15 protein-coding genes and 1 tRNA gene are annotated in these 16,066 nt (G+C 60.1%); 12 read left to right on the forward strand and 4 right to left on the reverse strand.

Annotation, left to right across the window (positions count from 1 at the left end; genetic code table 11):
* Nucleotides 1-73: 73 nt before the first annotated feature.
* On the reverse strand, nt 74-841 hold the full coding sequence (locus K0V07_RS10155) for a VC0807 family protein (protein WP_220621276.1): 768 nt from the start codon (nt 839-841) through the stop codon (nt 74-76).
* A gap of 28 nt (nt 842-869) precedes the next feature.
* Here K0V07_RS10155 and K0V07_RS10160 point away from each other — a divergent pair, with 28 nt between their 5' ends.
* From K0V07_RS10160 to K0V07_RS10215, 12 genes are all read left to right on the forward strand, one after another.
* A complete protein-coding gene (locus K0V07_RS10160; protein ID WP_220621277.1) occupies nt 870-1,526 on the forward strand; it encodes a phosphopantothenoylcysteine decarboxylase in 657 nt (218 codons plus the stop codon).
* A 9-nt stretch (nt 1,527-1,535) separates the two neighbouring features.
* Entirely contained in the window at nt 1,536-2,717 is a 1,182-nt protein-coding gene (locus K0V07_RS10165; RefSeq protein ID WP_220621278.1) for an ATP-binding protein, read from the forward strand.
* A 103-nt stretch (nt 2,718-2,820) separates the two neighbouring features.
* On the forward strand, nt 2,821-4,212 hold the full coding sequence (locus tag K0V07_RS10170; protein WP_220621279.1) for a sigma-54 dependent transcriptional regulator: 1,392 nt from the start codon (nt 2,821-2,823) through the stop codon (nt 4,210-4,212).
* Between the two features lie 67 nt (nt 4,213-4,279).
* Entirely contained in the window at nt 4,280-5,155 is an 876-nt protein-coding gene (locus tag K0V07_RS10175; protein ID WP_220621280.1) for a substrate-binding domain-containing protein, read from the forward strand.
* Nucleotides 5,156-5,186: 31 nt separating this feature from the next.
* Nucleotides 5,187-5,262 (forward strand) — tRNA-Gly (locus tag K0V07_RS10180).
* Between the two features lie 175 nt (nt 5,263-5,437).
* Nucleotides 5,438-7,852, forward strand: a complete 2,415-nt coding sequence (locus tag K0V07_RS10185; protein ID WP_220621281.1) for a cation:proton antiporter — start codon at nt 5,438-5,440, stop codon at nt 7,850-7,852.
* A gap of 179 nt (nt 7,853-8,031) precedes the next feature.
* Nucleotides 8,032-9,390 carry an adenosylmethionine--8-amino-7-oxononanoate transaminase gene (bioA, locus tag K0V07_RS10190; protein WP_220621282.1) on the forward strand — a complete coding sequence of 453 codons (1,359 nt, stop codon included), beginning with the start codon at nt 8,032-8,034 and terminating at the stop codon, nt 9,388-9,390.
* A 6-nt stretch (nt 9,391-9,396) separates the two neighbouring features.
* Entirely contained in the window at nt 9,397-10,449 is a 1,053-nt protein-coding gene (gene bioB, locus K0V07_RS10195) for a biotin synthase BioB (protein WP_345778156.1), read from the forward strand.
* Nucleotides 10,450-10,465: 16 nt separating this feature from the next.
* Nucleotides 10,466-11,119 carry a dethiobiotin synthase gene (gene bioD / locus K0V07_RS10200; protein WP_220621284.1) on the forward strand — a complete coding sequence of 218 codons (654 nt, stop codon included), beginning with the start codon at nt 10,466-10,468 and terminating at the stop codon, nt 11,117-11,119.
* Nucleotides 11,095-12,270: an 8-amino-7-oxononanoate synthase gene (locus K0V07_RS10205; protein WP_220621285.1), complete on the forward strand. Its 1,176-nt coding sequence runs from the start codon at nt 11,095-11,097 to the stop codon at nt 12,268-12,270. The genes bioD and K0V07_RS10205 overlap by 25 nt, the downstream gene beginning before the upstream one ends.
* Nucleotides 12,267-12,884, forward strand: coding sequence for a hypothetical protein (locus K0V07_RS10210; RefSeq protein WP_220621286.1), 618 nt, complete (start codon nt 12,267-12,269; stop codon nt 12,882-12,884). Before K0V07_RS10205 ends, K0V07_RS10210 begins: the two co-directional genes overlap by 4 nt.
* Nucleotides 12,871-13,578, forward strand: coding sequence for a class I SAM-dependent methyltransferase (locus K0V07_RS10215; protein ID WP_220621287.1), 708 nt, complete (start codon nt 12,871-12,873; stop codon nt 13,576-13,578). Before K0V07_RS10210 ends, K0V07_RS10215 begins: the two co-directional genes overlap by 14 nt.
* Before the next feature lie 27 nt (nt 13,579-13,605).
* Here the strand turns inward: K0V07_RS10215 and K0V07_RS10220 are convergent, their stop codons facing one another.
* From K0V07_RS10220 to K0V07_RS10230, 3 genes are all read right to left on the reverse strand, one after another.
* Nucleotides 13,606-14,409, reverse strand: a complete 804-nt coding sequence (locus K0V07_RS10220; protein WP_220621288.1) for an LOG family protein — start codon at nt 14,407-14,409, stop codon at nt 13,606-13,608.
* Nucleotides 14,410-14,610: 201 nt separating this feature from the next.
* Nucleotides 14,611-15,588 carry a FecR domain-containing protein gene (locus tag K0V07_RS10225; protein ID WP_220621289.1) on the reverse strand — a complete coding sequence of 326 codons (978 nt, stop codon included), beginning with the start codon at nt 15,586-15,588 and terminating at the stop codon, nt 14,611-14,613.
* A gap of 130 nt (nt 15,589-15,718) precedes the next feature.
* Nucleotides 15,719-16,051: a TM2 domain-containing protein gene (locus tag K0V07_RS10230; protein WP_220621290.1), complete on the reverse strand. Its 333-nt coding sequence runs from the start codon at nt 16,049-16,051 to the stop codon at nt 15,719-15,721.
* Between the last annotated feature and the right edge of the window lie 15 nt (nt 16,052-16,066).

Here is a 16,066-nt window from a genome sequence, read left to right on the forward strand (position 1 = left end):
CTTTAAACAAAAACGCCGCCCGATGTGGGCGGCGTTTTTTCGTATCCGTCAATGACTACGCGAGTAGCTTTCTTTATTCGTCGGAGGAGGGCGGGGCCTTGGCGTCCTTTTTCGCGTCAACGACCAGATCGTCCATCGTCAGGCCGGTCAGCTCGCGGATGTTCTTAAAGAGGACCCACATGGCAGCGATCATGAGGGGGAGGGTGAGGACCGTCATGACGACCCAGGTGATCCAGGTCTGCGTCCCCAGCTCGGCGTTAAAGGCGGCCTGATCGATATTGGGGTCGGTTTTGACGACCATACGCGTGACGGTGAAGTTGACCGCCGCGCTGACCAGAAACGACGAGGCAAAGATCCAGGTGCAGCGCACCAGCACGCGCTCAAAGGCGCTCTTCTTCTCCGGGCTGTCAAGGTGCGACTCCAGCTTCTGCGTGTCCATGATCGAGGGGTTGAGCAGAAACATCTTGATGACGGGCTTCCGGGTCTTGAGGGAGGAGACGACGGCCACCCCGATGATGAGCGGGAGCAGGGTCTCCTTGATCGCGAAGACCAGCGGGCTGAGCTTGAGCAGGCCGATGCCACCGGTCAGCAGCACGCTGATAAAGCCGAGGATGGACAGGCCGTTGACCTTTTTACGCTTCTTCAGGTCGTAGAGAAAGTAGCCGATCGGAAAGAGTAGGGCGACGATCAGGACCTGACTCTCCGTGAGGAATGAGAACCATTTGTCGCCCTTGGTCAGGAAGAGGATCGGGGCGGCCAGGTTAAAGGCGAGGTTCAGCCAGAGGTTTTCCCGGGGTTCGGAGCTTGGCTTTGGTGTAGACTCTTGGCGGCTGTTGTTCATTTTGGGACCTACACTCTGCCACCCACTCATGAACGCAAGCCCTATCCGCTGTCTGATCACCGCTGGCCCGACCCGGGAGTTTTTCGATCCCGTGCGCTACATCAGTAATCCCTCCAGCGGTAAGATGGGCTACGCGCTGGCCGCTGCCGCGCGTGCGGCAGGCTGGCAGGTGGAGCTGATCAGCGGGCCGGTCGCGCTGCGCCCCCCGGAGGGAGTGGAGGTCATCCCCGTCATTACTGGTCGCGAAATGCTTGCCGCCGTAAAGGGGCGCTTCCCCGCCTGCGACATCCTGATCAAGGTGGCGGCGGTCTGCGATATGCGCCCGAAGCATTACTCGCACAACAAGGTGAAAAAAGACGCCATCACCCTGACGGTAGAGTTTGAGCCGGTGGAGGATATTTTAAAAACCGTGGCGGCTACGAAACGGCCGGATCAGGTCGTGGTCGGATTCGCGGCTGAGACGCAGGACGTGGAGGCCTACGCCCGCCGCAAGCTGGAGGAGAAGAACCTCGACTGGATCGTGGCCAATCAAGTCGGTGGCCCCGAGAGTGCCTTTGAGTCCGACCGCAATGCCGTGCAGCTGATCGGCAGCGGGGGCGAGGCGCTGGACTTCGGCCCCGGTTCGAAAACCGATGTCGCCCACCAGTTGATCGGCTACCTCAAAGCTTTTCACTTCGCCCCGTAACTTTCCCCTATGCCCGACAAAAGCACGCACCTGGACCGCATTCTGGGCCGTATCGATGCCCTCGACTCGGATAACCTGGCCACGCTCGTGAGGCGTCTTGTCCGTGAGCGCACGCTGCTGGAGACGGTTTTTAACACCATTCAGGAGGGCATCCTCGTGGTGGATAAGGAGGGGCGCGTCGAGTACGCCAACGCAGCCGCCGGGAACCTGATCGGCCTGAAGGAGAAAGACCTCGGCCAGGTCGTGCTCTGGAAGGTCATGCCGGATCTGGGGCAGATACTGGACCTCGACAGTGAGGTCAGCCCGGCGATGATGCCCGCCTCTTCACGCGAACTGGAGATCACCTACCCGGAGCCGCGATTCGTCCGGCTGTACGTTGTGCCCTTCGAGACCGAGGAGGACGAGGAGACGCGCCAGCTGCGCTACGCGATCATCATCTCCGACATCACCGAGGAGAAAACCTCGACCGAGGAGCGCATTGCCAACGAGCGCATCTCGTCGATCTTCGACCTCGCCGCCGGGGTGGCCCACGAGCTGGGGAACCCCCTCAACTCGATCAACATTCACCTCCAGCTCATGCGCCGCCAGCTCGCGCGCGTACGCAGCGAACCGGCTACGGACAAGATCAAGTCCTCACTGGAGGCCTGTACGAATGAGGTGCAGCGGCTGGACGGGATCATTACGCACTTTCTCCAGGCGATCCGGCCCCAGCCACCGGATTTGCGCGAGGTGGACCTGCTGCAGATTCTGGAGGAGGTCCTTACGCTGCAGGGGCCCGAGTTGCAGAACCTCAACGTCAGCGTCGCTGTCGAGGTCCGCGATGACCTGCCCCCCGTGATGGGCGACCCCGAGCAGATCAAACAGGTGTTTTTCAACATCACGAAAAACGCCATGGAGGCGATGGATGTCGGCGGCGACCTCACCATCACCGCGCACAGTGACGATGATTTCGTGACGCTCGTCTTTGCCGATACCGGAGTGGGCATCTCCCAGCAGGACCTGCCGCGTGTCTTCCAGCCCTACTACACGAGCAAGTCCACCGGCCACGGTCTGGGGATGATGGTCGTCCAGCGCATCATGCGCGACCATGGTGGCCAGATCGGGATCGACAGTAAGCCCGGCACCGGCACCGTGATCAGCCTGCGCTTCCCGCAGCGTCACCGCCGCATGCGTATGCTGGAGAGCCGGTAATTTTTGGGAACAAACAGCCTGCCTTTCATCGCGGGACAAAAAGTCACTCTGATGGGCGGTTTAGAGTGGTTTTGCTGGAGCGGCTTGCCGTAGAGTAGCGGTTATGCCCGAGAGCATCCTGATCGTTGATGACGAGAAGCACACCCGCGAGGGCTTGGCCGCCGCCCTGGAGGACGACTATGATGTCTATCAGGCGCGTGATGCGGACGAGGCCTTCCGGCTGCTCGACGAGGAGCCCTTTGACGTGGTGCTGACGGACCTGCGCATGGCGGGTAAGTCTGGCCTCAAGGTGATCGACCACGCCCTGCAGCTGCCGCAGCGACCGGTCTGTATCATGATGACCGCCTACGGTAATGTGCAGACCGCGGTGGAGGCGATGAAGCACGGGGCCTTCGATTTTCTGACCAAGCCGCTCAACCTCGAAAAGCTTGAAATTCTGATCAAGCGTGCCATCCAGTCGCGCAAGCTCGAAAGCGAGAACAAGGAGCTGCACCAGCGACTGGACCGCAAGTTCAGCTTCGAGGGGATCGTCGGTAATTCGGCTGCGCTGAACCGTGTACTTGACCAGGTGCGGCAGGTTGCCCCTTCGCGGGCCACTGTCATGCTCACGGGTGAAACCGGCACGGGTAAGGAGCTGGTCGCCCAGATGGTTCACCAGAACAGCGACCGCTCACGAGGCCCGTTTGTGCCGGTACACTGCGCGGCCATTCCGGCCAACCTGTTGGAGAGCGAGCTGTTCGGGCACGAGAAGGGAGCCTTTACGGGCGCTGCCGAGCGGCGCATCGGGCGCTTTGAGGCGGCCGATGGCGGGACGCTCTTTCTGGATGAAATCGGTGAGATCGACGCCCCCACGCAGGTCAAGCTCCTGCGCTTCCTGGAGACGCGCTCGTTTGAGCGCTTGGGGAGCCTCAAGGCGATTCAGGTCGATGTGCGCCTGGTCTGCGCCACTAACCGCGACCTCAAGGAACTGGTCGATAAAGGCGAGTTCCGCGAAGACCTTTACTACCGGCTGAATGTCGTCCCCATCCGCCTGCCCGCGCTGCGCGAGCGCCCGGATGACATCCCGCTATTGTTGAGCCACTTCATGACGGTCTTTTCCGAGGAGAATGCCACCCCACCGGTCCAGCTCACCGCAGGGGCGCTGGAGGTGCTCCAGCGTTATAACTGGCCGGGTAACATCCGCGAGCTGCGTAATTTCTGCGAAAACACCGTGGTGATGAAGCGGGGTGGGGAAGTGACCGAGTACGATCTGGATGCCCGTTTCTATCAGTCAGGAGAGCCTGTACGCAGTGCGCCTGCGTCCGGGGCTGCCGCCCGCACGGAGCCTGCCCTGTCCAATCCGCTCTCCAAGGAGGAAAACGAAAAGCGGCTCCTGCGTAATGCCCTGATTGAGGCCCGTGGGAACCGTACCCGCGCCGCCGAGCTGATGGGAATCAGCCGCCGGACGCTTCACCGAAAACTTGCTCAATGGCCGGAACTGGATGTCCAGGGCTGATGTCGGTAAAGACCCTAAAAAGATTGAATGCGGGGAATGCCCCCCTCTATACTCAGCGCCCATTCTCATGAAATCTACGTTACTCTCTCTGCTAGCGGTTACCACAGCTGCTTTAACTATCCACGCCGAAGAAATTGAGGTGGTCGGTTCCGACTTGCTCAGCGATGCGGTGGTCCAGCCGTTGCAAGACTTTGCCGAGACCAACAAGCTCGATGTAAACATCGACCTGTATGGCAGTATCCCTGCCATGTCGCAGCTGCACAACGATGATGCGCAACTGGCCTTCGTCGCCCGCCCTGACGGCGAAAAGTTTGAAATGAGCGGTTACAAGGCGATACCGTTCGCCTATCAGGTGGCTTTCATCGTGGTAAACAGCAACAACCCGCTGACGGAGCTGTCCCTGCCGCAGCTGGGGGGCATCTTTGGCAGTGGAGCCGAGCAGTACTATGGCCGCTGGGGTGAGCTGGGGGTTGCCGGTAATCTCGCCGCCCGCTCCATCCAGCCTATTGTTGTCGAGGTCCCGGGCTCGGTGACCCGTGAGATGTTCAAGTCCATGGCCCTGAAGGATGGTAACTTTAAGTCCAACATGGTTACGGTGGAGGATTTCAGTAAGGACCCGAATGCTATCCTCAGTGATAGCGGCGCGATCGGTGTTTTTCCCTTCATGCCCAAAGGTAACAACCTGAAGGCGATTTCGGTTTCCACGGGTGAGAAGGACTCATTCGCTTATGGGCCCAGCCGCGATAACGTCTATTACGACTCTTATCCGCTGCGTTTGCCGTTTTATCTCGTCTATAAAACAGAAAATTTTGAAGAAATTAGCAAAATTCTCCGTTTTATGCTCAGTGAGGAGATGTCTAAGTCGTTGGAATCCAATGGGTTTATGCCTCTTCCAGAAAATGTTCGAAAACGTGCTATTCTGGAACTTGACATTGGCTCCTGAAATCCCCAATTTACTGCACTTTCAACGCTAAGCGAGCGTAGCTCAGTTGGTAGAGCACTACCTTGCCAAGGTAGATGTCGAGAGTTCGAACCTCTTCGCTCGCTCCACTTTTTAATCCCTCGGAAGTCATTTTCCGGGGGATTTTTTTGTGCCCGCTAGAGTGGTGGAGGCGGGGAGTGAATGAGGCTGGAGTATCGGCACTTTCTTGGGCGCAGACGTATTTGGATGTTGGGAATGACTTATGAGTTGATGGCCGCGTGAGGGACCGTCACACTGTTTCGATTGGGTGAAGGAAGTATTATTCACGATCTGACTCTGGTCGTCCTGTGTGCGGCAGTAGTCACGGTTATTTTCTATAAGCTGAGGCTGCCTGTCATCCTTGGTTATCTGCTGGTGGGCGTGCTCGTGGGGCCGTACACGCCGGAGCTGCCGACCTTGCACAACTCGGGTGCGATCGAGGAGCTGAGCCAGCTCGGGGTGATCTTCCTGATGTTCTTTATCGGGCTGGAGTTCGATATTGAGCGACTGCGGCGGGTCTTCTGGCCGGCGTTTATCGCGGCGGTCCTCCAGTCGATCATCGTATTTATCATCGGTATCCTCTGTGCGCCGCTGGTGGGCTACTCGCCGCTGGAGGGGATATTTCTCGGTGCGCTGCTGACGAACTCAGCCTCGCTGTTGTGTATTAAAATCCTCAAGGACAAGGGACGCCTCAAGCATGCCGATGCTCACATGGCGGTGGGCATCCTCGTTTTTGAGGACATGGTGGCGATCCTGCTGCTGGTGGTGCTCGGTGAGCTCGGGGGGGCTGAGAGCTTCCAGATTAGCGCGCTGTACCGGGTGGTCTTCCTGCTGGGGGTGTTTGCGGCAGGGGTATATATTTTGGGGCGCGTGCTGGCTCCTTGGCTCAGCCGCCAGCTAAAAGGCTCTAACTCGGGCGAGATCATCACCCTGGTGTCGGTCGCACTGGCGCTCGGCTTGGCCGAGTTGGCGCAGCTGTCGCGTTTTTCGATCTCGCTGGGAGCGTTTCTGGCCGGGGCGATTATGGCCCAGACGCAGATCGTCGGGGACATTCAGCGCATCACTGACCCCTTCCGGAACCTGTTTTGCGCGATCTTCTTTGTCACGATCGGGATGCTGATCGACCCGAGCTGGCTGCTGTCGAACTGGCTGGCGGTGGTCTTTATCGCCGTGCTGGTGGTCGTCGGTAAGCTCATCACGTGCTGGCTGGGGCTGTTTGTTGGTGGGCAGAGCGCGGAGACGGGCTTCCGTGCCTCGATCTCAAAGGCCAGCATCGGTGAGTTCGGCTTTATTATCGCAGCGATGGGGACGGCGACCGGAGCCACAGGCGAGAGCCTGCCGAGTATGGCGGTGGGGCTTGCGCTGGTCACGTACATGATCATCCCTGTGCTAAATGCCAACCCGGCTCGCCTGTTTGGCTGGATCGCGGAGAAGACGCCTGATCAGGTGCGAGTCGCCGGACGTATCTACGAAAAGATGCTCGATGCCATCGCGAGGCGGGTGGGGCGTATTACATTTTTCCGGCTGGCGCGGCGACCGCTGCTTCAGATTCTGGCAAACTTCTTCCTGCTCAACGCCATTCTGATCGTGGCCTATGTCGGGGCCAAGTACTGCGTGCGTGTGCCCAGCCTGGCCGAGCACATGAAGTGGGTGCACGTCGGCGTCTGGCTACTGGCGGCGGCACTGTGTCTGCCTTTCCTCTCCTCTGTCATCCGCAATCTCGATGTCCTGATCCAGCTGGTGACCTCCACCGTGTTTGGCAGCAGCCGTAATCCGCAACTGCTCAGCGGCCGCATGGCCAATCTGGTGCACACGATCGTGCTTTCGCTCATGATCGTGCTGTTTGGCGGGGTTTTCCTGTCAGCAGCTTCTCCGTTTTTCCCCTCGGGGGTGACGCTGGGGATGTTTATCGTGGTCGGCTGTATCGCGCTGGCGATTTTCTGGAAGTCGATCATCAACATCAACAGCCGGATGGAGTACCTCTTCCTGCAGAGCTTTCAGGAGCAGAATGTCGAGAACGAGGAGCAACTCCGCCAGGCCACGCTGCGCGAGCTATCGCATGTGCATCGCTGGCAGATCGAGGTGGAGACGGTCACCATCGCCGATGACTCGATCGCCTGCGGCATGCTGCTGCGTGAGATGCATCTGCGTAAAAAGACCGGTGCCTCCATCGTGGCCATCAGCCGTGGAGGCAGGACGCATTACGATCCTTCGCCAGAGGTGCCGATCTTTGCCGGGGATAACCTCGTCCTGATCGGCTCCAAGGAGCAGCTCGAGAACGCCCGGCGGACCCTGGCGACGCGCTCGCCGAACCAGCGTGCCGAGGAGAAGCCCTTCCGCATCGAGCGTGTCTTTGTGCGCGCAGACGCTTTTCTGGCCGGTCAGACGCTGGCTGGCTGCGATGTGCGCCATCGCTTCCGGATCAGCGTGCTCGGTATCCAGCGCGGTAAAAAGCGCATCGCGCCGCCCCCGCCGGACGAGATCATCCATGTCGGGGACATCCTGCTTGTCGTCGGTAACGACGAGACGATCGACGCCTTTAAGCTCTCTCTCGAAGCCGATGCCGAGCCTCTGCCGGAGGAGCCGCCCGAGGACGAGGATGAGCTGGCCGCTGATGAAACCGAACCGGAAGCGGACGCCTCTGGCGACGGGGATGGGCCGGAGCCCAAGCAGCCGTAGGGTGAGCCTCCCGCGCAGATATGGGCTCCACTCGGATCTTTTCGCTAGCAGGGCTATGTTATATCAGTGTGATTAGCTCAGTGAATTTTAAATATTCACACTATTCGAAAAAATTATTGTAAAGGCGCGAGGTTTTAGGCTTAACAATCGGGCAAGCTACTGCCACATTAGCTGCCTTTATGAACACGCTTGCCGAGAGTCAGACTGAGAGTGCCGCCCGCCTGGATGCGGCCCATGCCTGGCATCCGTTTACCCAGATGAGCGAGCATCTGGCGCATCCGCGGCTTTTCATCGAGCGCGGGGAGGGCTGCTGGCTCTACGACACGGACGGTAACCGCTACCTCGACAGCAACGCCTCCATCTGGACCAATGTCCACGGCCACAACGACCCGGAGCTAAACGCCGCCCTCATCGAGCAGGTCAACAAGATCGCCCACAGCACGACGCTCGGGCTCGCGCACCCGACCGGGGCCGCCCTGAGCGAGAAGCTCGTCTCTATCGCTCCTGACAACCTCTCGCGTGTCTTTTACAGCGATAACGGCTCCAATGCGGTTGAGATCGCCCTGAAACTTTCCTTCCAGTACTGGCAGCTGACCGGTAAGCCCGAGAAAACCGGCGTCATCGCCCTGACCAGCGCCTACCATGGCGATACCTTTGGCACGATGTCGGTGGGCGACAGTGGCGGCTTCCACAGCCGGTTCGCGCCCTGGTGTTTCCCGGTGGAGCGCATCCCCACGCCGGTTAGCGACGAGGCAGCCGGGGTGATTCACTCCGAGGACATGAGTGCCAGCCTGAAGCGGCTGGATGAGATTTTAGACGAAAAAGCCAGCACCACCGCCTGCCTGATCATGGAGCCCTGGGTACAGGGATCGGCGGGTCTGCGCCTGCAGCCGCGCGGATTCCTGCGCGAGGTGGCCGACCGCTGCCGCCGGGCCGGGGTACACCTGATCCTCGACGAGGTTTTTGTGGGCTTCGGGCGTGTCGGGCCGATGCTTATCTGCCGTGAAGAAGGCGTTGAGCCAGACTTCCTCTGCCTGGCCAAGGGCCTGACTGCCGGTTATCTGCCGCTGGCTGCGACTCTCACCACCGAGGCTGTTTTCGAGGCCTTCCTCGGGCGTTTCGAGGAGTACAAGGCCTTTTACCATGGCCATACCTTTACCGGCAACCCGCTCGGGGCCGTCGTCGCCCTCAAGAGCATCGAAAAGCTTGAAGCGCGTATGGCTGACGGTCGCCACGCCGAGACGTTGGCCGCCTTTGAGGCTGCTGTGAAGCAGTACGGCGCGGACTCGGAGCTGTACCCGGTCGTGCGCCAGCGGGGCATGCTGGCCGCGCTGGAGCTGCCGGAGCATCCGATCGAGCAGCGCACCGGCCTGAAGGTCGCGCTGGAGGCCCGTAAGCACGGGCTGATCTGCCGGGCCCTCGGGGACACACTGCTGGTGGTGCCGCCTCTGGTGATCTCGCCCGAGGAGATCGACTTTCTCTTTAAACAACTGACCCGCGCGACGCAAATCGTGCTCAACGACTCCGCCTCGGCCTGAGGCTCAATGACTGAGAACATGACCACACTCGAAGAACTCAAGGAAATCTATAACCTTCCGTTGACGACGCTGATCCTGCGGGCTCAGGAAGTCCACCACCGCTACCAGGACCCCTCCGGCGTCCAGCTGTGCACGCTGAAGTCCATCAAGACCGGTAAGTGCTCCGAAGACTGCAAGTACTGCCCGCAGTCCGCGCACAACGACACGGGCATCGAGCCCGAGAAGCTGCTCGATACCGACCGCGTCATGATCGACGCTCGGATGGCCAAGGCCGACGGTGCCACGCGCTTCTGCATGGGCGCTGCCTGGCGCAAGGTCTACACCGACAGCCAGTTTCAGAATATCCTGGAGACCGTCTCGGCGGTCAAGGCGCTCGACCTCGAGGTCTGCTGCACCCTCGGGATGCTGGACGTTAACCAGGCTCAGCGCCTGAAGGAAGCCGGCTGCGACGTGTATAATCACAACATCGACAGCTCGCGCGAATTTTACAGCAAGATCATCACCACCCGCACCTTTGACGACCGCCTGAACACGATCAAGAACGTGCGCGAGGCCGGGATGGAAGTCTGTTGTGGCGGCATTCTCGGGATGGGAGAGAGCGTTGAGGACCGCCTCAATATGCTCCTGGAGCTGGCCAATATGGACCCCCCGCCGGACTCTGTGCCGATCAACGCTCTGGTCGCCGTCAAGGGCACCCCGCTGGAGGACCAGCCCTTTGTGGACAGCATCGAGTTCGTCCGCACCATTGCCACGGCCCGCATCGCCATGCCGTACTCCATCGTGCGCCTCTCCGCCGGCCGCAGCCAGATGTCCGACGAGATGCACGCCCTGTGCTACCTCGCCGGTGCCAACAGCATCTTCCTCGGTGACCGCCTGCTCGTGACCGAGAACCCGCGCCAGCACGAGGACCGCAAGCTCCTCGACAAGCTCGGCCTGCACGACATGCACCCGGACTCCGCCCGCGAGATTCATGCCCGCGCCAAGGCCGATATGGCCGAAGACGAAGCCTGCAAGGCCGTCAAGGCTGAGGCAGCTTCCGCTGAGCCCGCACTCTCGTAACTAAAGGAAGCCAAACATGGCCGTCATCGTCATCACCGGTAACGATACTGGCGTGGGTAAAACCCGCGTCACCGCTGCGCTGGCCCGGGAGCTTTCCCGGGAGGGCGGGGCGGTGCAGATCGTGAAGCCGGTGGAGACGGGGATCGCCCCCGGTGGACATGGCGATGCCGAGATCGCGTTGAGCCACGCCACGGGTAAGGCCGAGGCGCACACGCTCTTCCGCTTTTTGGAGCCGATGTCGCCCCCTGACGCCGCCGCGCGTGAGGGGCAGACGCTGACGCTGGAGGCGATGCTGGACCGCTACGCGAAGCTCCCGCCTGCCGCCTGGCGGCTGGTGGAGGGCGCGGGCGGTATCGCCTCGCCGCTCGATGCCGAGGGCAGAGACGTGTGTGATCTGGCTGCCGCCCTGCAGGCGGACCTGATGATCCTCGTCGTCGAGGACCGCCTAGGCGCCATCTGTCAGGCCCGCATGGTGCATGCCTATGCGGCCCGTGCAGGTGTCCCGGTCTGGCTCTGGTTGAATGAAATCCGGCCTCAGTCGGAAATCATCCGCCAGTCCAATCGCGACGCGGTCAAGGCCTTTAACCTGCCCCTGTGTGCCCTGCTGAGGCCGGACGCATCGGAGCCCGAATGGCTGGAGCGGCCATGGCTGGCGACGCACGCAGTGTGAACACGCCAGCGGCACTGTCCGCACGCCTGAGTGGGGCGATGGAGGAGCGCCATGCACAGGGCCTGGAGCGTACGCTGCGCGTACGCCGTGCCGATGAGCCGTTTCTCGATCTCGCCAACAACGACTACCTACGCCTGTCGCAGCATCCGGATGTCAAGGCTGCTGCGATCGCGGCGACGGAACGCTGGGGCTGCTCCTCGGCAGCTTCACCGCTGATCACGGGCTACACAGAGGCGCACGAGTCGCTGCTTGAGACCCTTAAGCAGTGGTGTGGGTTTCGCCACGGGCTGCTCTGGAATACAGGCTTTGCGGCTAACTCAGCCGTGCTCAGTGGCCTGCCGCGTCGGGGGGATCTCGTCCTCGCCGACCGGTTGATCCACAACAGCATGGTCAACGGCCTGCTCGCCTCCGGGGCACGTTTGCAGCGCTATCGCCACCTCGACCTGGACCATCTAGGTGAGCTGCTGGAGCAAAACGCAGGTAAGTACGAGACGCTCTTTGTTGTATCGGAAACCGTCTACAGCATGGACGGGGACTATCCAGAACTGCAGGCGATGGCTGCACTGAAAGAGCGCTACGGCTTTATCTGGGTGCTGGATGAGGCTCACGCCTTGGGCTGGTACGGTGAGGGCGGTAGCGGGCTGATTGAGGCGGCCGGTGTCTCGGCTGCGGTCGATGTCATGGTCGGTACACTCGGCAAGGGCCTCGGCTCGATGGGGGCGTTCACGCTCTTCCATGACGAGATCCTGAAACGCTACCTGATCAATCACTCCGGTGAGTTTATCTACTCGACCTATCTGCCGCCGTCCTGCGCGGCTGCGGCGGAGAAGGCTGTGGAACTGCTGCGGGGCGACCCAGCCGAGCGCCCACGGCTGCACACGATGGCAGGAGCTTTTCGTGAGATGCTTGAGCAAGGAACTCGCGCTGGCGAGGCAGTTGCCGCGTTCGCAGACTCTCCGATTGTGCCTGTGCGGGTCGCCGATCCCGTCGCTGCTGCTGAGGCTCTGCTCCAGCAGGGGATTCGTGTCGGTGCGATCCGCCCGCCGACGGTTCCTGCGGGCGAAGGCCGCCTGCGCATTTCCCTCAACGCCCTGCTCTCTGAGCCCGAACTCCAGCGGGTGGCTGCGGCCATTAACGCTCTACGCGCATGAAAATACTCTGGATAGGGGGATGGGGCTGCTCGGCTGCCTCTACGCTGCAGGTGGCACAGCAGGTGTGCCCAGCGGCTGAGCATGAGATTGTCCTGCCAGTATCTGGGTGTATCGGAAAAATTGATACGTTCTCCGCTGATGCGGTTGTGGCCTACTCGACGGGAGCGTTTCTGCTGAGTGGGGCTCCACAGGTTTTTCTTACGGCAAAGCGCGTCGTGCTTGTTTCTCCCTTTTGTGATTTTCGGGCCGAGTCGGGCCGAGGCGGTAAGACGCCGACCAGTAAGCTGCGCTTTTTGATCAAGTGGCTGCGTCGCGATCCGCTCGCCGCACTCCAGGATTTTTATCAACGAGCTGGACTGGGTGAGCCGCCGACTGAGTTGCCCTATACCCAGGAGGACCTCGTCTGGGGGATTGAGCAGCTGGCGACGGTTGCCCAGCCCGTGCAGACCGACTGTGGTGCAGCGATGGGGCACCTGACAGCGCTTGTCGGTGGCGGTGATCCGCTGCTGGATGCCGAGCTGCTTCGGGGGGATTTTCCGGGGCTGCAGATCGTGCAGGGGGCTGGACACGCGCTAACCGATTTCAGGAAGGAGCTGGCGGATGCGCTTCGGTGAAAAAGCCAGCGAGTACGCCACGCACGCCTTTGTGCAGCGTGATCTGGTGGAGTGGGGGAGCCAATGGCTGCCCGATCTGCTCACTGGAAAGGACGTGCTGGAGCTCGGTGCCGGACCCGGGTTACTAACCCGCGAACTCCTTGCTCGCCGGGGTAATGTGTGGGCAACGGATTTGGCCCCCGCTATGGTGAAGACCGGTAGCATCCAGTGGCCGCAGGCTCACTGGCAGGTGATGGATGCTTGGCAGGCGCAGGGAGCGTACGACTTTATTGCTTCATCCGCTCTTATGCAGTGGGCGCCTGATCCTGTGGCGGTACTGATGCGACAGGCGCAGGCTCTGCGCTCTGGAGGGCGGATGTTTCACCTGCTTTTTATCGATCCGACGCTATGCGAGTTCCGACAGCTGGCCCCGCAGTGGAACCCGTTTACATGGCGCACGCAGGAGCAGTGGGAGCAGGCCTGTGATCAGGCCGGGCTGGAGCTGTGTCGGAGCGAGTCGGTCTCGCACCGCATTATTTTTTCGAGCGCTCGGGAGCTGCTGCGCTTCTTCCAGCGGACAGGGGCTGTCGGCGGGAAGCGCGCACGTCCCGGAGAGCTAAGGCGTTTCCTGCGGGTGTACGCGGAGCGCTTCGCTGAAGCTGAAGGCGTGGTCAGTACCTGGAGCTTTTTATGCCTCGAAGCGCGGAAGCCGTGAATGCATCAATCGGGTGGTTTTCTGTATTCAGGATCCACTACGCTCACGGTCGCGCATGATCTCATCGGTGATGAATGAGAAAGCCTCATCCACCTCGTCGCAGTAGCGGAAGAAATCGAGAGAAGAGCGGTCCAGGGTGTTGAAGCGGACAAGCGTCTCAAAGTTGATGAGCTCTTTCCAGTACTCGCTGCCAAAGAGCACGATGGGGATATAGCGCGTGGCCTTGCGCGTCTTCATCAGCGTGTAGATCTCGAAAAACTCGTCCAGCGTGCCGATGCCACCGGGGAAAATGACCAGCGCGCGGGCAAAGTACATGAGCCAGAACTTACGCATCGGGAAGGTCTCGAAGTGCAGGGAGAGGCCGGGCGTGATGTATGGGTTCGGGTGCTGCTCGGTCGGGATTCGGATGTTTATGCCGATGGTTGGCTCGCCGGCCTGGCTCGCGCCTTTATTGGCAGCCTCCATGATGCCGGGGCCGCCGCCCGTGGTGATAAAGTGCTGATCGCGAGTGGAGAAGTGTGTGCGGGACCAGTGGGCGAGCTTGCCGGAGAGCGACTCCGCCGCCTCATAGAAGCGCGACATGTAGTGGGCATGACTGGCGCGGTCGAGTTCGTCCCACTCCTCCTGATCCTTCATCATGACCCCCTTAAAGTCACGGTGAAGCCGGTCCATCTCGGACTGCGTAGAGTCCTGTGGCTTTATGCGGGCAGAGCCGAAAAAAACGATGGTGTTATGGATGCCGTTTTTAGCGAAGAGCTCGGCTGGTTCACGCAGTTCCTTCTGAAGCTGGTCGAGGTGCTTCTGGAGATTTTTATCGATGGTAGCAGGCATACGAAGACTTATTACGAATAGTACGGGGCAGGGGGGTAAATGTTCCCTCTATCGATACCAGATACTGGATAATGACGTGGTCGTATGGAAGGAAAACTACATCTGTTTCTATAGATGAAGACCGGTTTACCTGACGAATAAAAAAGCCCCGGCAAATGCCGGGGCTTGAAAGTCGTTCAGAGTTAAATCTTCAGCGCTCGCTCAACCTCCTGTCGGAGAGATGACTTCACCGGGGTTCGGTGTGACGTTGGGACCACCCTGAGTGTTGTTGCTATTGGAGTCGGGGCTGTCGCCGGAGTTTTCAGTGCCGCCAGCATCGCCTTCGCCGCCAGCTTCACCAGATTCACCGCTGGGGTCGCCACCTTCTTCGCCACCGGTGTCGCCACCTTCTTCGCCACCGGTGTTGCCGTCATCCGCGACAGGATTGCTTTCCGGTTCGCTGATGTCCTGCTGGGTATTCTCAAGATCCTGCAGGTCGCTCATGATCTCAGGGCTGATCGGCTCCGGAGAGGAAACGCTTTCGATGTCAATCGTGCCGGTTTCTTCGTTAATGGTACCCTCGATGGTGATTTCCTGACCGTCGGCCAGCTCACCGGAAGTACCTTCGCCAGCGGGGCCGGCTTCGAAGGTCACAGTACCTTCACCCTTGGAGAAGGTGACGGTGTAGACGACCACGCCGTCAACCACTGCGCTGGAAACCTTGGCGCCGAAGGTCGTACCGCGGATACCGGCCGAGCCGATCGGGGTGCCGACCACATACTCGGAGGCGAGTGTGAGGTGCTTGGTTTCACCGGCGATGCTACCGTTCTTGAGCTTCAGGTCAGTGCGGGACTGGCTCGGGTCTTCGGTCAGAGTCAGGTACGAGCCCTTGGAGGGGTCGAAGGCAGCCTGCTCGACTTTGTTAAAGACGACTTCTGATTCAGGCCCGATACGGACTGAGGAGCCATTGGAAAGAATAACGACGGCGGTCGATTTTTCACCCGTTTTGACGCTTGTGCCATCCTTGAACACATCGCCTCGCTTCAGGGGGACTTCTTGGCCGGATTTAAGGACCAGCTTCACATCGTCACCTTTGACGAGGAAAGCCTTAATGGTGCCCTTTTTCAACTCTTCGGCATGTAGAGAGAGAGAGAGAAAGGTTGCCGCGAACGCGGTTAGGCAGATGAGTTTCTTAATCATGGTGCAGGTAGATGATTGGTTTTCGAATTATAGTGCCCCACACTACCCTGTAGCCTAGATGCTGGCAAGCAAAATAACCCAACCGAAACCCAATAGGGAATAGGCTTCAGCGGCGATTGGGGGGCGAAAATCAGGCAACGAGCAAAGGTCTGCCTTGATTATCGACGAAGCGATTTTTGTTTAGCAGTACGAAATCCATTAAAGGCCATATCGCTATTAAAACCATCATGGCGAGGATGCAGAACAGGGCTAGGATTAGATTTCCTTCCTTGTAGGCTGCCCATCCATAGCCGATACCAGCTGCGCAGCAGACCAGTGTGCTCAGCAGTTGCAGGGTCCCGCTGATCATACGCCCGACATAGTAGCGGTGTACGCCAAAGCTGCCGAGGGTGACGCACAGAGCCAGTGCGGTCGCATGGTCTTTGGGGCTTGTTAGCCTGGGAGGGAGAGCAGGTTCTGACATCTTTTAGTGTGCCTC

It is taken from the genome of Ruficoccus sp. ZRK36, assembly GCF_019603315.1.
Lineage (GTDB): Bacteria > Verrucomicrobiota > Verrucomicrobiia > Opitutales > Cerasicoccaceae > Ruficoccus.